The organism is Campylobacter showae (assembly GCF_900573985.1).
GTDB lineage: Bacteria > Campylobacterota > Campylobacteria > Campylobacterales > Campylobacteraceae > Campylobacter_A > Campylobacter_A showae_E.
In genome coordinates, this window is record NZ_UWOK01000001.1 from 591143 (window position 1) to 612708 (window position 21566).

A 21566-nucleotide genomic window follows, 5' to 3' on the forward strand; every position below is an offset into this window, starting at 1 on the left:
TACTCTGGCACTTTTTAATATTTATTTAAGCATAAAAGGATTACAATCACATTCTTGATGTTTTAGTTACTGGTTAAGGTAAATTTTGGGTAGAGCGGTTAGAGAAATAAAATCAGAAATGGTTTTGATAAAACAAAAGGGCAACTTTTTTGCCGATCAAAGCGAAAAAGACCTTTATGTTGAAATTTTAAGTTCCCTAACGCAAAAATACGATATGGAAATTTTAGGCTACATTCTGGAGTCTAATTCCATATCGCTATTTTTAAAGTCCTTAAATATACCCAAGATCATGCAAGAGCTAAATAGTGCCTTTATAAGAAATAGGAATAAAGCGCGGGGTTATATCCAAGAAAGCGACATCAAAAGATACGAAATCCGAGACGTTTTTATAAACGAATTTGAAGATGTTTTGGCATTTTTGCAGCAAAACGGCGGATATACCTTCAGAAGCATCGACAAAAACTTAAGTTTAGCAAAAAAAATAGAGATTCAAAATTTTAAAAAAAGGACTGAAATGAAAATAGTTGCTTTAAATTCAGAAGTACATAACGGAGTGTCTTATCACCAAGATGCGTTGCCAAATTTCCCGTTTGCGGAGATAGTGGCGAGTGAGGCGTTTTTCTGCGAGAAAGATTTGCCTATAGTTTTCACGAACGACGTAGTGCCTAAACTGCTAGTACTACTAGGTAGAAATGAAAATCTAATAATAGATAAAAACTACAAAGGCTACGTGCCTGCGATCTTACAAAACTATCCTTTTACTCTTGCTAAAGTCGAAGATAAAAATATCCTTTGTATAGACGAGGATGCGCCTCAGCTAAAAGGTAAAGGCGAAAAACTATTCAAGAAAAATGAAGAGCCGAGCGAATTTTTGCAAAACACCATAAACGCTATGCAAAACTACAATGCTCAGCTAGAGGCTACGCAAAAAGCGTTAGAAGAGATCAAAAAGGCTGGAATTTTGATAAACAAAGAGCTAACCGTCTCTGATAACGATAAAAAAATCACCCTAATCAAAGGCTTTTCTGTCGTGAGCAGAAAAAAACTAAACGAGCTTGACGACGCTACTTTGGCTGATTTTGTTAGAAAAGGTTATGTAAGCCTTATAGATGCGCACATTAGAAGCTTAACGAATTTGGAAAATTTGGCGGGTAGAATTTTAGAAAACGAAAGTAAAAAAGAAAATGAAAGTAAATGAACTAAAGGAGAGTATTAAAAAATCCAAACACGCTATGATATATGCTGGAATTTTCAGCATGTTCATAAACGTTTTGATGCTAACTTCTCCTCTATATATGTTACAACTTTACGGTAGGGTCGTAACGTCAAGAAGCCTTGATACGTTATTTTTCCTTACTCTGATAGTTATATTCTTATATCTATGTATGATGTTTTTCGAAATTTTACGTTCGAGAATTTTGGTAGTTTTTTCAAACCAGATAGATTTGAGGCTGTCCGAGAGAGTGTATGACGCGATTTTTAAGCTCTCGGCTAGGCAGCCCGGCAGAGTATCTTCTCAGCCGATGAGAGATCTAAATACCATAAAACAATATCTCAGCACCAACGGCGTGTTTGCGTTTCTTGACGCGCCGTGGCTACCTTTTTATATATTGATACTGTTTTTCTTCCACCCGTATTTTGGATATTTTAGTATCGCGGCTGCGATCGTTTTGTTTATTCTGGCTCTTTTAAACGAAGGCGCGACTAAAGACGGACTAAAAAGGTCAAATGATGCTTTTGGCGCCGAGACTCGCTTTGTCGATCTAAATTTGAGAAATTCCGAAGTCATCCAAGCCATGGGTATGAACGGAAATTTAAAGAAAATTTGGCACAAAAAGCATAATGAATTTCTAGAAGCTCACTCCGAGTCTAGCGTAAAAGCCGGGATGTATGCAAATATCAGTAAGGTATTTCGCGTCGTTTCCCAGTCGCTTATGCTGGGCCTTGGCGCGTATCTGGTCGTCTTGCAGGAAGTGAATCCGGGCATGATGATCGCAGGCTCTATTATCATGGGTCGCGCGCTAGCTCCGCTTGATATATTGATCTCAAGCTGGAAAAGCTATAAGAACACCAAAGAGAGCTATGCTAGACTTTCGCAGTTTTTAGAGGATTTCCCAGCCGACAATGAAAAGCTTAAGCTTCCAGATCCAAAAGGCGATATTTTCCTAGAAACCATAAGCCTAGTACCGCCTCATGGCAAAGCGCCTACTTTGATGGGCATAAATTTCGAGCTTAAAAGCGGAGATATGTGCGCGATTATCGGTCCGAGCGCTGCTGGTAAAAGCTCGCTAGCTAGAGCGATGCTAGGCGTGTGGCCTGTATTTCACGGCGTAGTGCGCGTGGACGGAGCCGATATCACTCAGTACAACAGCGACCATTTGGGTCAGTTTGTGGGGTATTTGCCACAAGACGTCGAGCTTTTTGAAGGAAATATCGCGGAAAATATCGCGAGATTCGGCGAACTGGATAGCGAGGCGATCGTACGGGCTGCGAAGCTAGCCAACGTTCATGATATGATATTAAATTTACCGGACGGATATGAAACCAAAATAGGCATAGGCGGAGCCAGCTTAAGCGGCGGACAACGCCAAAGAGTCGCTCTTGCCAGAGCGCTTTATAAAGAGCCTAAAATAATCGTACTGGACGAGCCGAACGCTAGCTTGGACGAAGAGGGCGAAAGAGCGCTATTTGCCGCTCTTGCGTCGATGAAAGGTAAGGCGACTATAGTGTTAATAACGCACAAGCTAAATATCTTAAATTTAGTTGATAAAATCGCCGTTTTAAATGCTGGAAGATTGATGTATTTTGGCGCCAGAGATGCGGTATTGGCTGAGCTCGGCAAGGCAAATGCGCAACAACCGCAGGTCGCAGAACAACAAAAAAGGCGTAGCATAAGCCTAGAAGATGCGGAGGGCTAAGATGATACTTAAAAATGAAAAAGGCACCGTAAATTTTGGGTTGTTCGTTATATTTTTGCTAGTCGGAGTTTTTGGAATTTGGCTCGGCATGGCGCCTCTTAATAGCGCTGCCGTAGCCGTCGGTAAAATAGGCGTAGTTAGTAACAAAAAAATCATCCAACACCTTGAGGGTGGCGTCGTAGATAAAATTTTCGTTAAAGACGGAGATATGGTCAAAGAGGGCGCTCCGTTAGTCGAGATAAAAAACGTTGCTTTGCAAAGCGAGATGAGCGTAGTTAGAGCAGAATTTTTAAGAACCAGCGTCATAGTTTCTAGATTGGAAGCCCAAAAAGACGATGCGACGGAAGTCAAATTTAGCGACGAAATAAAGCAAATCGAGGGCTATAAAGAGGCTATAGACGGGCAGTTGAGTATATTTAATGCGCAAAAAAAGCTTTTGGATGAAGAAAAATCCATCCTAAAGCAACGAATAAAACAGCTTGAAAATCAAATCAAAGGCGCAAATGCGATAGTAAGCGCCAAACAAGACCGCATAAAGTCTTTGAACGAAGAGATTAAAGAGTGGGAAAGGCTATTTAAGGAGCAGTTGGCCGACAAAGTCAGGCTACGCGACTTAAATAGAGAAAAAACGGCGGTCGAGGGTGAAATAGCTGCGGGCAAGGCCGAGATAGCAAGACTAAACGTCCAAGTTACCGAGACGCAAGCTCAAATTATATTAAGAGATAGAACGTTTAAAGAGGATGTATTAAAAAAGCTTGAAGACGCTAAAACTCGTCTTGTGGATCTTCAACAACGCTATAATGCTTTAAAAGATCAATCCGACCGCACTATAGTAAAATCTCCGGTTGAGGGTAGCGTCGTAGAACTAGCCTTCCATACTATCGGAGGCGTAATAAGGCCGGGCGAGAGAATAATGAGCATAGTGCCGGACGAGACCGACTATGTCGTAGAGGCTAGACTAAACGTAGTAGATATCGATACGGTGCATGTGGGGCAGCTTGCCGATATTAGATTTAGCGCATTTCAGCACAGGCCGAGCTTCGTCATGGAAGGTAAAGTAACGTACGTATCGGCCGATAGTATTCAGGATAATGCAGGTCACTCGTTTTACGATATTAAAGCCGAGCTTACCGAAGAGGGCATGAAAGAGTTTAAAAGAAACGACTTTTTTATAGTTCCCGGAATGCCGGTCGAAGTAATGATCAAAACCGGCGATAGGACGATGCTTGAGTATGTCTTAAAGCCGTTTATAGATATGTTTAAAAGGGCGTTCAATGAAGACTAAAATTTTACTTTCGGCCTTGTTGGCTTCAAATTTAGCTTTTGCTCAAAGCGTTAGCCTTTCTCAGGCATACGAAATGGCGCTTGAAAACAATAATGAACTTAAAATGACCATGTATAATAGTATAGCCTCTCAAGAGAGGCTATCTCAAGCTACGGCCATGTTTTTGCCGACCATTAACGCCGAAGCTGCATATGTCGGCGAAAAATACGACAGAATGGATAGGCGAAGAGTATCAAAAATAAATGAAAGCTATAAAAAAGTAGGCGTTAGCCTTAGTCAGAGCGTATTTAGGCCGGCAATCTGGTATCAAAGAAATCAAGAAGAGATCAGGGTGCGCGGCAACGAGCTGATGTATGAAAATACCAAACAAGAACTGGCAAAAAGGGTCGTGGAGGCATATTTTAACTATACTTTCGCATCAGAGACGCTAGCTCTTGCTCAGAGCTACGAGGAAGCCAACCGAGCCAAATACAACCAAATGCAGAAGTCTTTGGAATTCGGGCTGGTAAATAAAATGGATATGCTTGAATCTAAGGTTAGATTAGACGAGGCGTTGCTGGGCGTAAACAAAGCTAAGCTAAATATCGAAGTAGCAAAGCTAGAGCTAGTAAAGCTAGTCGGGCAAGAGATCGAGGTGAAGGATAGCTTTTCAAACATCGATACCGAATTTTTCAAAAAAGTAAATTTGTCGAATTTTAGCGACGTAGCAAGAAATTTTAAATTTCAAGACAGCGTTTTGGCCGTCGAAATCTCAGAACAAGAATACAAAAAGAGAAAAAGCGAGCATCTCCCTACGCTTGATTTTAGCATCAGCTATGCAAATTTGTATTACATAGACAATAACTATTCGGGCGACAGAAGAAGAAAGCTGGATACTATGTTGCGATTTACTCTGCCTTTATATACGGGCGGTGCGACCAGCTCAAGAGTAGAGGAGGGTAAACTACTAAGACTAGCTAGCATCGAACAACAAAAAGATATTCAAAAAGAGATAGAGATCAGCCAAAAAAGAGCGATAAATAACTATCTTAATTATATCGACGAATGCGAGTTAATGAAGCGCTCTTTGGAAAATGCGGAGCTTTATGTAAAATCAATAGAAAGAGGCTACGAAGAGGGCTTGAAAGATGCGGTAAATTTGTTTGATGCTCGCGCTAGAGTTTTTAAAACCAGAAACGAAGCACTAACGGCATCTTATAATTTGGTCCTCGCATATTTGGAAATCCAGTGGCTTAATTCTAATATATCGGTTGATATGATGCGGGACTTGCAAAGAGCGTTTAAGTAAAATTTATTTTTTAAATTTTTACGTTTTAAGTGATTTTTTATGCTATAATTAGCAACAGTATTCTGTAAAGATACCCAAAAACTCAAGAAACACACTAAAAAGGAGTCCTTAATGGCAGTAACACAAGCACAAGTTGCACAGCTTTACGTAGCGTTATTTAATCGTGCCCCTGAAGGCGCGGGCTTTAACGCATGGGTAAGCGCAGGAGCAACTAAAACTCAAGCGCAGATAGCTAATGATATGCTAAAATCGGATGCGGCTATAGCGTATTACGGTGGTAGCATAGATCAAGATAGAGACTTTGTAGAGATGGTCTACAAGAATATCTTGGGCAAAGATTATTCTCAAGACCCTGACGGCATTAATGCCTGGGTAAAACACCTTCAACTCGGAAACTCAAGAGGCGATATGCTCGTAAAACTTTTTGACGTAGCTACTTCTGCAATAGCCAAAGCAGCAGATCCTGTAGCGGCAAAAGTATTTGAGAATAAGACCGAAATTTCTAAATATATGGCGGAGAAAATTTCAAATATCAGTCAAAACGGTACGGGCGATTACAACTATACGCCATTCCAAGAGATAATTAGAACTACAAATTCTACAAATTTGGCTGAGCAAAAAGTCAAGGTAGACGAGATGGCAAATGCTGATTTCCATACGCTTACTACTTCAGCGGATACTATTAATGGTACAGCTAAAACTGATGTCATAAAAGCTGTCGCAAGCTCTGTATTTTCCGAAAATACTCTTAATCCTGAGGACAAAATTGACGGTAGCACAGGAAACGACACTCTAAGCGTTACTATGAATACAAATTTTAATGGGTTTACTACTGGTGAGCTAAAAAATGTAGAAAATTTAAACCTAATAAACAATGGCGGAGCGCTTAAGGAGTTTAACGCTAACGGTGTTACTGGTCTTAAGAGTGCCAAACTTGACGGAAATAATGCAGTCAGGGTTATTAACTTGGCTAATATTATCGATTTAAGCGTTGCCGACCTTAGAAATGACTACATAACGCTAACATACCAGTCTAGTACCGTATCTGGCAACACTGATGAGCAAAATTTAACTCTCGATAATGTAGGCGCAAGTACTCCTATCGGTATGCTATCAAATTCTATTTCCACTACATTTAGCGGCATAGAGACTTTGAATATCAAGACTCAAGGTAGAGCAAGTTATATTAAAGATGTAAATACTGAAAACGTTAAGGTTTCTGGTGACGCAAGTCTGGATGTTGCCGTTGCTGCAAATACTAAAAGTTTTGATGCTTCTGAATTGAAGGCCAAGTTGCTTGCTGATTTGGTTAAATCAAAATCAGTGTTGGAAAATATAAAAGGCGGTAGCGCTGACGATACTATTAAAGCAGACATTGATGCAAGCGCTATTGGTGTTTTGCGTGTTGACGGCGGAAAAGGCTACGATACTTTAGAATTTGATAACCTAACTGGCGGTCTTGATACTGCAAGAAAGCTTGTTACGTCTTCTGTCGAGCATCTGATATTTAAAAATGCTACAGTTACCAACCCTCTTAACCCGGCTGTTGTTGACTTGGAAAAATCGCCTGATGTAGTTAGACTGACTATAGGTCTAAAAGATACTCAAGCTCCTAATACAAAAGTAAATATTATAAATTCTAAGGTAGATACTTTAGACTATATAACAAATACTAAAAGTGGCAACCTTATTACAATAGATTCTACTGCCCTAAAAACTATCAATTATGTTAATGACAACCCGTATGATACACAACTGGGAAGCATTAATGCTGCAGAAGCCACAAGCCTTAATGTTAACTTAAAAGGTATTATGTCAGGAAACGCAAAAGTTACTGCCAATAAAGCTACGTCTATAAATCTTAACATAGACTCTTTAGATGTTGTTTCTAAAGGCCTTAGCTTTGAGGCTGAAAAAGCAACTACCATGAAAATTGTGAGCGTTCAAAAAGACAGCGTATTTAAAGCTACTGACAATAACATGAAAGCGTTGCAAAATCTTGATATTACCACGGCTGGTAGATTTGATTTCACAGGCGACCCTGAGAAACTTGAGTCGCTTTCTACTATTAATCTAAAAGGAACGTCCGAAAAATCATCAGCTACCGTAGTTGCTGGCACTGCTTTATCTATCCAGGATATAAACTTGACGGCAGATCATTTGCAGGCTACTATGGAAAAACAAGGATACCAATCTCTAAACGCTACTTTAAATACGCAAGGTACAATTAATGCGTTTTTAAACAACAACACTCAAGGCGAAGTAAAATTTGATATCGAGCATGCGGGATCTGTAAATATTGTTAACAATAGCGTTAATATTCAAAAATTTATATTAGTCGGCGGTGGAAATATTGAAACTTTCGTAAAAGATAGTTTTGTTATCAAGGGCGGTACTGCGCATCAAACGGAGCTTGGCAATATTTATGCAGATAAAATGAATGTAGATTTTGGCCAAACTCTTGGACTAACCCACTTGCGAGGAATTTTAACAGCAAACGATATTACCCTTAAAATTTCACAAATAACAGGAGCAAATGGCAATATACAAGTTGCAATGGCTGGGGCTAGAAATTTTAAAGCGGATATAGAAGGTTCCGTAAAAGGCGATAAACTTGATATCACCTACAGTAACCACGCTACTCTTAATACTGTTGAAAACATTAAAGTTTCGGGCGATTTGGGCGCAGGCTATGATATTTATAGTTTAAATACTGCAAATACTACCAATACGGTAAGGACTATCGACTTAAGCGGACTTAAAAATGTTGAAAAAGGTACCATAACCCTAGAAAACTCCAACACAAATTTATTATCGCTAAAAGCCACTGGCGGAGATGACAAGGTTACGCTTATTGACAATATGCTTATCGGAAATGTTGCAAACAATGTTGATATTGACCTTGGCGCAGGCGACGACGAGATTATAACAAAAGATCTAGTTGCCAACAAAACTGTTACTATAAACGGCGGTGCAGGAAATGATTTGTTTGATGTTAGGGGCTCCAAGACCGATGTGGATGCTAGCAAATATATTGTCGTAGGTGATGCTTCTGGCGGCGATAAGATTAAATTCGATGCCTTAAACCAATCTTCTGGTTTTGAGAGAGTAGAAGATAGCGTAGTAAAAGATGCTACGACGCTTAAAGAGGCGATTAATCTTGCAATAGCAAGCAACCAATCCGCTTCTCCAATTTTGAATAAAGTATTCTATTTTACGTATGCTGGAGATACGTATGTCGTTCATAACGCAACATCAACTGCCGTAGGCACGCCGGACACTCTAACCGCTGCCGATACGGTTGTTAAACTAGCTGGTGTACGATCAGATGACCTTATTCTTACTGCAGACTATACGGAAGGCACATTGAATATCAACTAATCCTATTTTTTCCCCGATGTTGCAGTCGGGGGAAAGTCTGCATGATCCTTTTTATTTCAATTTAATTCAAAGTTATTCACATTTTAAAATTTGGTCAAAAACATTTTTTGACCAAATTATAATTTAATAGTAAGTCTATTTTCTTTAAAATTCTGTATTTTATTTTGCATAAATAAATTTTTGCTCTCCTAATATTCTATAAATAAATTTTCTTAAACAAATTTTATTTTTTTGTGCTATAATTAGCAACAGTATTCTGTAAAGATACCCAAAAACTCAAGAAACACACTAAAAAGGAGTCCTCAATGGCAGTAACACAAGCGCAAGTAGCACAGCTTTACGTAGCGTTATTTAACCGCGCACCCGAAGGCGCAGGCTTTAACGCGTGGGTAAACGCGGGAGCAAACAGTACGATAGCTAAGATGGCTAACGACATGCTATCTTCTCCGGCGGCACTAGCCTATTTTAACGGCAGCATAGATCACGATAGAGATTTCGTGGAGATGCTCTATAAAAATATCTTAGGTAAAGATTATTCTCAAGATCCGGACGGTATTAACGCCTGGGTAAAACACATTCAACTAGGTAACTCCAGAGGAGATACGGTAGCTAAGTTATTTGAAGTAGCTACTTCTGCTATAGCAAAAGCGGCAGACCCGGTAGCCGCTAAGGTATTTGAAAATAAAACAGCCATCTCTCAGTATATGGCCGAGAAGATAGCAGATATTCCGGCCGATCAAACCGGAGCGTACGACTACTCTTTATTCCAAGATATAATAGCGACTACTAATAATACCAACCTAGACGAGCAAAAAGCAAAAATAGACGCTCTTATAGCTCCTACTATCCACAATCTTTCAGCAGACGCTAACGACGTAAGCGGAACAGGCAAATCAGACGTATTTAACGGAGCCGTATCTGCTACCGTAGGACAAACTACGTTTAAAGCTACCGATAAGCTAGACGGCAAAGGCGGAAACGATACTTTAAATTTAGATCTATACACTAACTTCTACGGAATGACTAACGGAACCGGAGAGGTTAAAAATATAGAGAATCTAAATTTGACCAACAAGACCAACGGCGATTTAAGATTTGACACTAAATATATCCACAACCTAGAAACCATCACCTTAAACGGCGAGAATAAGGTAGACGTTATTAACCCGGAGAACAAAGTAAAACTTTTAGTCAACGATCTAAAACTAAGCGGAAACGGCGATACGGGAAGATTAAATCTAATCTATAATACCGACGTACTAGCCGGAAGCAACGATAACCAGGAAATCGTCGTAAATAATGTAAACATGGATAAAGACGCTAGAATAAACATAACTACCGTTAACGGAGACCATATAGAAGCTCTAACCATTAACGCCGTAGGAGGAGCTAGCAAGCTAACTAATTTTACATCAAATACGATTAGACAACCGGATCAAGTTGCAAGCATAAAGACTATGCATATAAAAGGAACGGCTGATCTAACGGTAGATACTACGAGCGGACTATATAGCTTTGACGCTACCGAATATAAAGGCAATAAACTAATTGCAAACGTAAAAGCCAACGGATACGTTCAAAGCATAAAAGGCAGCGGACAAGACGACTTGTTTAACGTAACCGGAGCCAGCGGAAGAATCATACCTATCGACGGAGGAGCCGGCAAGGATACGGTAAACTTCATAGACGCTATAAACGGAAACCAGCACGTAGAGATGACGGGAGTGGAAGTACTAAATATCAACACCAACGCTTCAGTACTAGACTTTACAAGAGCGCAAGAGATAACCGAGCTTGGTATTAACGGAACTAGCGCTACCGTAAATATACTTAACTCTAAGATAGCAAAAGTAAACGCAAAAGCTACCAACTCTACAAACGTAACTATAAACAATAGTACCGATATAAGAGATTTCGTTATAGAAAAAGGTAACGGCAGCATAACCGCAAACGGAACCGAAAAGCTAAACGTAAAAGTAGCCAACGCTAGCGACGTACCTGCAAGTCAAGGCACTACTAGTGCAAGCGTAGTCTCAAATACCGTAAAAGAGCTAGACTTTACCCTAGAAAATACTACGGCTAACGGTAGTACTTTTTATCAAGATATAAACAGCGTATTTGCTCTTGAAACGCTAAACGTAGTAAATAAGACCGATAAAGATATAACGGCTAGTATTACGGCGTTAAACGCTTCGGGAAGCCACGATACGAATGCCTACAACCTAAAGACTCTAAACGTAGAGACAAAGGGAGACTATACTATAAACAATAAGCTAAGCGGCATCAGTAAAATCAATCTAAAAGGTACAGGCGACGACACTAGCGTAACTCTTAGAGCAGTAGGCGATAAGACCTATCTTCCGGTTCCTCTTCAAGGCGTTCAAGATATTTCTTTAAAAGCCGAAGGATTAAAGAATTTAAGCGTAGCTGCAAACGATAAAATATATACCACTAGAGACGTAAGCCTAATATCTACTACGGATAAAGAGGACTCTACGGTAACGTACGGATTTATTGGCCTTCTTGATAATAATACCCCAACTAACACATATCAGGTTAATAATGTAACCATAAATGCTAACGGACAAAAAACATTGGATGTAACTTCTATTAATGCTGCAGGCGATGTAAATTTAACAACGCACTTTACACAGGGCGGGTCTAAGGCTACTTATGGTGCCAATAGTAATGCTTATACTATAGGCAGAAACGTAACCATAAATCATACCTCAGATAGTAGCGTAACGGACGGTGAAGTATTTGTTAGAAACCTTTTGAAAGCAAACAAAGACCTGAATGTAACTGCTAGCGGATATAAGAGTTTGAAGCTTGGCGAAACTACTAATGATATACAAGTTGCCGGCTCGGCCACTATTAAGACTACAGCTACAGTTGCACAAAGCACTACTAATATCCAGGGTGTAATCGGAACAACAAAAGGCCTGACGGTAAATGCAAATGCAGCTTATGGTATAACAGATGCTGTTTTAACATATGGAAATTTGACTGCCAATGCAAAAGATATCAATGTGACTGTATCTAACCAAAAATCCGTAACTATAGGTAACGTATCTGCAAACGGAGCTACGGCTGCTACTAGAGGCGATGTAAATATTACAACCAATACAAACATACAAGATGCTAGTGTTCAAGTGGGCAGTGTATCCTCATTAAATAAAGACGTTACTTTGAAATTTGCCGGTCAGGAAACATTAAATGTAGGTGCGGTGACTGCTGCCGATAACTCTAGCGGCGTTAAAAATTTCGGTAAAGTAAATATTGATGTTACTACTGGCGATAATGATGCTACAGCAACATTTGGGGCTATAAGTGGCGTTAGCGTAAATTTAAACGTAAATAACCTAAAATCATTGAGCGTACAAAGTGCAACTGCAACCGATGGCGACGTAATGATAAATACTGGAACAAATACATACCTAGAAACGGCATCTTTTGGGTTCGTAAGCGGTAAAAACGTAACTATGGAAGTTTCAAACGTAACTGCGCCAATAACCGGCGTCACAACTGTAAATGTCCAAAACAATCTAACGATAAATGGATATGCAGGAGATGACGTAAGTCAATTTGCAATTACTCTTCAAACACCTGTGGATACCACAGCGAAGGATTTTGTGGCAAATTTAACTAACGTTAAAGGAACTATAAATGCAGTTGGTGGTAACTCCGTCATAGAGACCATGACTATAAAAGGTAGTATAACCAACCCTTCTAGCTTGAAAAGCGCTGGTCAAAATTCAGATTTGCAAGTAGACGCGTCTAATTTAACTGCATTAAAATCTATTGATCTAAGTGGTTACACAAACGGTAGCGGAAAAGTTGAGCTAACTACATCAGTAGCAAGCACGGATCTAACTGCAATCAAAGGCGCAACTACTGCAACCCAAATGAATATATATTCTACTGGCTTAAAAACTGTAGAGGGCGGTGCAGGCAACGATAAGGTGGTGTTTTACGCTGCTCAAACTAAGGATATCAAAGTAAGCCTAGGTGCTGGCGATGACGATTTTGTATTTGACGGTACTGCAGCCCTAACTGCTAATAAGAAATTTGAAATCAGCGGTGGAGCCGGCAACGATACGTTTGACTTGTCTGCTGTAAAAACTGATGCTACTGCTAGCAAATACACAACTATCACCGATATCAACAGGGGTGATAAGATTAAGCTAGGAGCAACTACTGCTTTTGAAAAATATACTGCTACGGATCTAGATAGTGAAGTTAGCCTATCGGCTGCTGCAAATAAAGTGTTGACCCATAGCAATGCTAATGTTGCAAATAAAGTTTGGGCTTTCGTATATAAAAACGACACCTATTTGGTAAACGATAGCGATGGTAATAGTAGTGCATTAAATGCTAACGATAATCTTGTTAAACTTGCAGGATTGTCGCATTTTGATAGGTTTGATGCCTCTTTGGACTCAGGCATGCTAACCGTAACAAATACTAATTTTTAAAAAGCAAAAATTCGGCGGTTTTAATATCGCCGAATTTTTATTCAAAATTTGATATCTTTGATCTATTATTTTATAAATCGAAGTCGCCTCTCTCTAAAACTTTTTTAAAATACTTAAACAAATTTTATTCCTTTTAATTTTTTTATGCTATAATTAGCAATAGTATTCTGTAAAGATACCCAAAAACTCAAGAAACACACTAAAAAGGAGTCCTTAATGGCAGTAACACAAGCACAAGTTGCACAGCTTTACGTAGCGTTATTTAATCGTGCGGCAGAAGGAGAAGGCCTTAGAAACTGGATGGCCGACGGCGTCAACAAAACTATGGCGCAAGTTGCCGACACTATGCTTCAAGCCCCTGCAGTAAAAACGTATTTTAACGGCGCTATCGACAATGATAGAGATTTTGTAGAGATGATTTATAAAAACATCTTAGGCAAAGACTATACTCAGGATCCAAACGGTATAGACTCATGGGTTCTTCACCTACAACTAGGCCACACTAGAGGCGAAACGCTAGTTAAATTATTTGAAGTAGCGCAGTCTGATATAGCAAGAGCCGCAGACCCTGTAGCTGCTAAAGTATTTGAAAACAAGATAGCTATATCTGAATACGTTTCTCAAAGAATAGGCAACGTAGATAAAGACGAAGAAGGCAACTATAACTATACTCTATTCAAGCAAATCATCAGCGAGACAAACGCCAACAACCTAGCTCACCAAAAAAGACTAGTTGATGACGCCGTAAAAGTAAATTTTACTACAAACGTAGACGATATCAAAGGTAATAATAGCGATAATATTTTTGAAACCGTTGTAAGCGGCTTTATGGGTAAAAATACTTTCCAGGCAGCAGACAAGCTTGACGGTCAAGGCGGTAACGATACATTGAAAGTATCACTTGATACGAACTTTACAGGCCTAACTACCGGTAGTGTTAAAAATATCGAAAATCTTGAAATTACAAACACTTCAAATGCTGTTAGATATTTCAATATGAACAACATGGAAGATGTTCAAAACGTAGTTATGATAGGCGACTATGCTTCAAGACTAACAAATGAAGCAAAAATCGTAACCTTGTCTGCCAACGATATCAAAAGAGGCGAGATAGCGATAGTGTACAACCCAAGCACCGTTGCCGGCTCAAACGACTCTCAAGAGCTAGTACTAGAAAACGTAGGTAATAAAACGGACGATCTAGTTTCAAACCCTGCTTACAATTACTATAAAAATCACGTAGGCGTTAAATTTGACGGTATTGAAAATCTAAACATCACCACAAGAACCCAAGAGAGCTATATCAAAGATGTAAATAATAAAAACATAACCGTGAAAGGAAATGTAAATTTAGACATTAACACCGGTGCAGACGTGGAGAGCTTAGATGCTTCAGGCTTTACCGGAAATTTGACGGCCGGACTAAAAACTTCTACTCAGCTAAAGAGCGTAAAAGGCGGTAGCGGTAAGGATCTATTTAAATTTAACGGTATAGCAGGAGCAAATCCTGATCTAGTCATAGACGGTGGCGCTAACGATGATAGCATAGAGTTTGAGGACCTGTCTGGAACTAGAAGATTAAACTCAAGCAACGTAGAAAACGTAACATTTGTAAAGGACAACAATGGCACTATAGACCTAGCTAATGCCCAAGACGTGAAGTCTGTAACGGTCGTAGAGAATAATAACACCGTAAATGTTACAAATTCAGCGATCACTACTTTAAACATTGACACTGATTATGTAGAGAATACAAGGGTAAACGTAACTACAGCTACTTTAGATACTATAAATTTCACCGATCGCGACTTGAGTACTTACCGTGTGCCAAATTTTGCGACTACAAAGCAAATAGTTGCCAATAGCGCTACCAAGCTTACTATGAACATAGACAAATACTCAAATGTGAGCGACTTGGGCGGCGGTGAGCAGTCTTTGGAGGCTACTAGCTTAAAGACTCTAAACATGAACATAGAAAAATCAGCAGACAAGACCAAGTATAGCGTCGATAGCTTTAGACTAATCGATACAGCATCTCTCGAGACTATAAACTATGTAAATGAGGGTAAGGATTTTGAACTACGAGTAAACAATACGCTCCAAGCACTTGATAAACTAGCCACATTAAACGTAAAAACTGCTTCTAGCTTTAACATAAAAGATTTGAACACAAGCAACGAGGCTCATTTGAGAAATATCTCCGAAATCAGTCTTCAAGGTATTATCAAATCTGACGATACAACTGACTCTGATGTTGTTTTGGGTAACTTGGGTCACAACAGCTCGCTTCACGGCATAAATTTGACAGCCAAACAGCTCGGTGTCCTAACTGTAGGTAACGTAATAACCAATACTCAAATAAACGCTAGATTTAACGTAAATTTAGAAGATATTAGAGACAATGCAACTATTGGCAATATAAAATCAGGTAATACTGTAATAATCGCCAAAACTTTAGCAAAAGACCTAACTATAGGCAATATGGATGCCGATACTATCGCTACAGAGAGTACCGATAACGTGAGAATGGCTATATTTGACGTCGAAGGAGGAGTAGATATAGGAAACATCGTAAACCTAAGCTCTCTTGACGGCGACTATAGAAATATCAAAAAGGCATTTGATTTGGGAGATATCTCGAATTCAAAGGAAAAATCCGCAATATTGCTAAATTTCTTGAATATGAAAGATAGCGTAACCGTCGGTAGTACTGGTATAGAGGCTAGCGAAATAAAAATCGTAGCGAAAAATGTAGAAAAAACTTTTAAAGTAGTAGATATTGATCTAATGGCAACCCCTACCAACGGTAAAGCTCATGAGGCCAATCTATCGCTAGATGGCATCAAAGATGCCGTAACTATAGGCAACATCTCAAATCTAAATTCGCTAAACGGCGACTTTAAAAATTTGGGCGATAAGATTAATATCGGCAACATCAGCGGAACCCAGATAGACTCTACCGCTACGCTTAAATTTACTAATGTAAAAGATTCCGTGACCGTAGGTACTTTTGGCAATGGCGACCAAAACGAAGGCACTACATATACAGTAACAGCCGATAAACTAGCAAAAGAGTTAAATGTAGGTGCTATAGCTATAAAAGAGTCACCAAACTTCTATGACATTCATAAGAGTGCGGTAAACATTACCTCTGGTGTAACAGAAGGCATAGTAAACATAGGCAATATCGACACCGGCGCAGACTCAAAGGTAACGGTAGATCTAAGCAAATCTCTACAAGCTAACACCATAGGAAATATCAAGGGTGGTGAGATCGTTTATAAAAGCTCTGCTATAACAGCCAGCGCAGCTGTAACCTTAGAGGCGGCTTCAAAAGATAAGATAAACGTAGACTCGAAGATAGATGTAACCGGCTCTGTTGGACAAGATGAATTTGTGTTTAAATCAACTGCGGATGCTAAAACATTTACGGTAACCGGAACCCTAGGCGATGGCGAGGATAAATATACTCTTGATCTAGTCGCTTCAAATAATCTAAAAACAGTAAATTTGGGTGGACTAAAAGGCGTTGAGCACGGCATTATCGACTTAACAACCATAATGACCGTAAACAAGAAATCTCTAAGCTTGGTAGCAACGGACGGTAAAGATGAGATCACTGTCGGTGCGATAACAGTTGCAGGCACTACGGAAAAACCTAACGTAGTTACTATTGATGGCGGTAGAGGCGTAGATACATTTAAGTTAGATGCCGCAGTAACTGACGCAAATGCCAGCAAATACGTATCTCTAGTCAATATCGAAAAAGGCGACAAGATAGAGCTAGGTACTGTAAGCGAGTGGGCTAAATATACAGCTACGGATCTAAATGCGGAAGATACACTAAAAGATGCTGTAAATAAAGTCTTGACTGATGCTGCTGCTACTGTAACTAATAAGGTATGGGCATTTACTTATAAAAATGATACATACTTAGTAAAAGATGCTGATGGTGCAAGGACGGCTCTTACGGCTAGCGACAATCTAGTAAAACTAGCGGGCCAAAATATCGAAGACCTAAATCCGTTCTTGGATAGCGGAACATTCACGATCTAAGCCGGCTTTAATGCAGTATAACCTGCAGTTAAATTTAACTGCAGGTTAATCTTTATAAAATTTTTACACTTTTTCTTCATTTGAATTTTTAAATTTGTCTATCCATTTTCTCTTTTCCAGTATTTTTATGCTATAATTAGCAATAGTATTCTGTAAAGATACCCAAAAACTCAAGAAACACACTAAAAAGGAGTCCTTAATGGCAGTAACACAAGCACAAGTTGCACAGCTTTACGTAGCGTTATTTAATCGTGCCCCTGAAGGCGCGGGCTTTAACGCATGGGTGGCGGCGGGAGCCAATAAAACCCAAGCTCAGCTAGCCCAGCTAATGCTAGAGTCCCCTGCGGCTTTGGCATACTATGGAAATACGATAGATAGCGATAGAGGCTACATCGAAACAATATATAAAAACATCCTGGGCAAAGACTATACTCAAGATCCAAACGGTATCGATTCGTGGGTTTTGCACCTTCAGCTAGGTCACAGTAGAGGTGAAACTCTAGTTAAATTATTTGAAGTTGCAACTTCCGACATCGCAAAAGCGGCAGATCCTGTGGCGGCTAAGATTTTTGAAAACAAGACTGCTATATCTGCTTACATGGCTGAAAAAATACCAAACATTCAAACCGATAGTTCAGGCAACTATGATTATGGAATATTCCAAGAAATTATTAGAACGACCACGGCTACAAATTTGGATGAACAGAAGGCTAAAATCGATGCTTTGGCAAATGCCACCGTACATACGCTAAACAACACGGCTGAAACACTGACCGGAAGTGCAGGCGTGGATATATATAGCGCGGTCGTTAGCTCATTTGCTGATAAAAATACCCTTGGCGTTGAAGACAAGATAGACGGCGGGGCCGGCAATGATATGTTGAATGTTAAAATCGACGATAGTTTCACTGGCTTTACAACCGGATATGCTAAAAATATTGAGGGACTAAATTTAGTCAATACTTCAAATAGCCAAAGAGTATTTAATGCAGATAAGGTAGAGGGCTTGCAGTCCGTGTCTACTCATGGTGCAAACGGCGTTAGAGTAACAAATCTATCTAATATAGTTGATCTAACGGTAATAGATCAAAAAGATTCAACTGAAGTTGGTATCGCCTATAATACTGATCTAGTAAAAGGCAATAATGACGCGCAAAATTTAATCCTAAACAATGTGGGCAGAGTTACTCCGGATACGGAAGCCGACAGCCACAAAAACTCTCTTAAGGTCAAATTTAACGGTATTGAGACCTTAAACATTACGACTAGAGAAAACGCTAGTTATATAAAAGAGGTGGAAAATAAATTTATCACGGTAAAAGGCGAGGCGGATTTAACTATATCCACCAAAGATAAAAACCCAGATGCTCCATTTAAAGACTTTGTGAATAGCCTTGATGCATCGGCGCTTATTGGAAATTTGACGGCTGATTTAACCGAGTCTGCTTACTACACTAGCATCAAAAGCGGTAACGGCAATGATACGATAAAAGTAGGAAAACTTGAGTCCAACTCTGTTTCTATAGACATGGGCGCTGGCAATGATACTCTTCAGATAGAAAAAGTGGACGCATTAAAGCAAATTAAATTAAAAGGCGTTGATAATATCGAAATCTTTGATAAAAATGATAACGTGAGCGCTCTAGACTTGACTGGACAAACTGATGTTAAGAGCCTAAAAGTGGGCCAGCTTGATCAAACATTAGTTGTTACAAGTTCTAGTATAACGACTGTAAATTTAACAGACAAAGTGGATGCAAAAGCTGCTAGCGCAGGAAACGGCCACGGTATACTGCATATAAACGACAAATTTGTTGACACCATTAACTATGCGATAGATAACGTGACTACGCCTCAAGATTTAATCGGTAAAGTAAGGGTTTCTGAGTCCAAAAATCTTACTGTAAATTTAGATAAATCGGTTAAAACTGTAAATGGTAACCTTACTGATAATGCAGCCAGCGTTATTGAGGCGCCAAAGGCTACTACAATTAATGTGAATGTAAATATGGTTGAAAATTCGGGCCTTTCTCTAAGAAATATTCACGAGCTTAAGACTATAAATCTAACCAACAATAATCCTAAGAAATTTACTTTCGATATCCACGAGGATGCAAGAGTGAAAACGCTAAACATAGCTACATTGGGTGCTCTTGATGTTTTAAATAATGGCCTCAAATATATATCTGAGATAAACGTAAAAGGGCTAGCCAATATGCCTGTAGCAAGCCTAGTCGAGCTTCACAATCTTGGCTCGATAGATTCTGAAAACGGCGTAAAACTAAACGTAAATGATCTTGTTACCGTTTATCAAGGCTCAAGCCACGTAACGGCTTTAAAGGTAGGAGACGTAACTACGAAAAAGACGACAAATGCCGGTGCAAATTTTAACTTTAAAAATGTCACAAACGATATCGAAGTAAATAAATTTGACGTAGGCGGCGAGATAACTTTCGTGGCTAATAAGATCGGTAACATCAAAATAGCAGACGAAATCAAGTCTAAAAATAGCGGCGCTACATTTGATATTAGCGACTCTAGATTTAATGTCGAAATAAGCAGCGGTAACGGCATAGACGTTAAAAATGATGTAAACTTTACAGCTAAAGACGTAACAGGCAAAGTATCTATCGCGAATATAAAAGCAGAGAACGTAAATATCAGCTTAACTAATATTAAGGGTCAAAATGAGACTAGCGCGGTCGGGATAGGAGATATAAACGGCAACTACGTCAAAAACGTAAACATTACGCTAAAAGACGTATTAAAAGATGTTAAAGTCGGTACTCTAGATCTAAAAAGCGCCGCCGTTATAGATGGCAAGATAAAAGTAAAAGAAAGCACGAGCATAAACATCGACGCTGGAAACACAAAGGGTATCGTTGATCTTGGCAACACAGGACCTGTAAGTGCCGATAGCGTAACGGTAGACCTAAGTAAAACTATAGGTGCAAATAAGTTTGCCAGTATCGTGGCAGATACTGTAGTCTATAAAGGCTCTACTCAAACTCCACTTTCAACAGATGTTAACATCACTATGAAGCAAGATATCAATTCAAAAGATTTCGTTGCCAATATTACTACGTCTGCTCAGGCTGATAAGTTGGTTGTAACTGCTGCTACAAAATTCTCGCTTGTTAATGGTTCTGAAAGAGTTGACGGTAATGATCTAAAAACAGCTACTATCTCGGGCGATATGGGTACAGACGCTACCGACGAGTACACGTTTGACGATACCAATGCTGAAAAGCTAACAAAAATTGACTTTAGCGGCTTAAAAAATGTAGAGAAAGGTACTATAACAAATACTGCAAGTAAAGTTATAGAGGACATAAAAGCTACCGACGGAGACGATACTATTACTCTAGCGGGCGATCAAAAAGCTGCAAAAATTTCAATCGATGCAGGCGAAGGCGAGAATACCATTAAGACAGGAACTTTCCTAACCCCAGGTCATGCCGACGCAGATCCAAAAGGTCAAAATATAACCATCAAAAGCGGTTCAGGCAACGATACATTCGATGTTAGTGCTTCGGTTATAGGCGCAGGTTTTGATAGTGCCAACGAGTCTCATACTAGACTTGTAACCATAGATAAGATAAATGTAGGCGATAAGATCAAATTTGCCGGCGGTACCACTGCTATAGAAAAAGTAACTCTAAATGCCAACGGAAACGCACAAGATAACTTCGCTCTTGCGGCTAAACTTGGCGGATTCTTTGATGGTCCTACTAACAACCAAGCCGGTAAGATATATGCTTATTCATATCTAAATGATACGTATTTGGTATACAACGCTGCTGCAGGTGATACTGACTTTGGCGCAGGCGACACTATCGTCAAACTATCGGGCGTAAATATTGCTAACCTTAACACAACAGTTAATGCTGGTGAGGTTACTATTAACGCATTCTGATTTCTCCTTCTTTTCGGCAGGTTTTTACCTGCCGAACTCCTTTTTTTCATAAAATTATTTTATATAAAAATCATTTTTAGCGATATATAATGTTTGCGATTGCGCATTGTCTTATTTTGTATTAAAAGCCTCAAATAAAGTCAGTAGAAAAAAGTAGTCAAAATGGGTGTTCCGGCCGCCTATGCGCGAATTCTGACCTTAGTGATTAAGATGTGAGCTTGCTTTAGCTATATAAAAATTTAAATGT

8 protein-coding genes are annotated in these 21566 nt (G+C 39.4%); all 8 read left to right on the forward strand.

All coding sequences use genetic code 11. From position 1 onward, the window contains the following. Window positions 1–85: 85 nt before the first annotated feature. The 8 genes from EE116_RS03080 (at window position 86) to EE116_RS03115 (ending at window position 21319) form a co-directional block, all read left to right on the forward strand. A complete protein-coding gene (locus tag EE116_RS03080; protein ID WP_122873177.1) occupies window positions 86–1198 on the forward strand; it encodes a SapC family protein in 1113 nt (370 codons plus the stop codon). Beyond that, window positions 1185–2918 (forward strand): type I secretion system permease/ATPase, encoded by a 1734-nt coding sequence (locus tag EE116_RS03085; RefSeq protein ID WP_004321446.1) that lies wholly within the window; start codon window positions 1185–1187, stop codon window positions 2916–2918. Before EE116_RS03080 ends, EE116_RS03085 begins: the two co-directional genes overlap by 14 nt. A gap of 1 nt (window position 2919) precedes the next feature. After that, window positions 2920–4203: an HlyD family type I secretion periplasmic adaptor subunit gene (locus EE116_RS03090; RefSeq protein WP_122873178.1), complete on the forward strand. Its 1284-nt coding sequence runs from the start codon at window positions 2920–2922 to the stop codon at window positions 4201–4203. Further along, window positions 4193–5491 (forward strand): TolC family protein, encoded by a 1299-nt coding sequence (locus EE116_RS03095; RefSeq protein WP_122873179.1) that lies wholly within the window; start codon window positions 4193–4195, stop codon window positions 5489–5491. The genes EE116_RS03090 and EE116_RS03095 overlap by 11 nt, the downstream gene beginning before the upstream one ends. 111 nt (window positions 5492–5602) lie before the next feature. Continuing rightward, window positions 5603–8872, forward strand: a complete 3270-nt coding sequence (locus EE116_RS03100; protein ID WP_122873180.1) for a DUF4214 domain-containing protein — start codon at window positions 5603–5605, stop codon at window positions 8870–8872. A 305-nt stretch (window positions 8873–9177) separates the two neighbouring features. Continuing rightward, complete coding sequence (locus tag EE116_RS12695; RefSeq protein ID WP_241091620.1) at window positions 9178–13347, forward strand: beta strand repeat-containing protein; 4170 nt, start codon at window positions 9178–9180, stop codon at window positions 13345–13347. A gap of 216 nt (window positions 13348–13563) precedes the next feature. Beyond that, window positions 13564–17403, forward strand: coding sequence for an autotransporter outer membrane beta-barrel domain-containing protein (locus EE116_RS03110; protein ID WP_122873181.1), 3840 nt, complete (start codon window positions 13564–13566; stop codon window positions 17401–17403). A gap of 199 nt (window positions 17404–17602) precedes the next feature. Further along, a complete protein-coding gene (locus tag EE116_RS03115; protein ID WP_122873182.1) occupies window positions 17603–21319 on the forward strand; it encodes a surface layer protein SapB11 in 3717 nt (1238 codons plus the stop codon). Window positions 21320–21566: the final 247 nt, after the last annotated feature.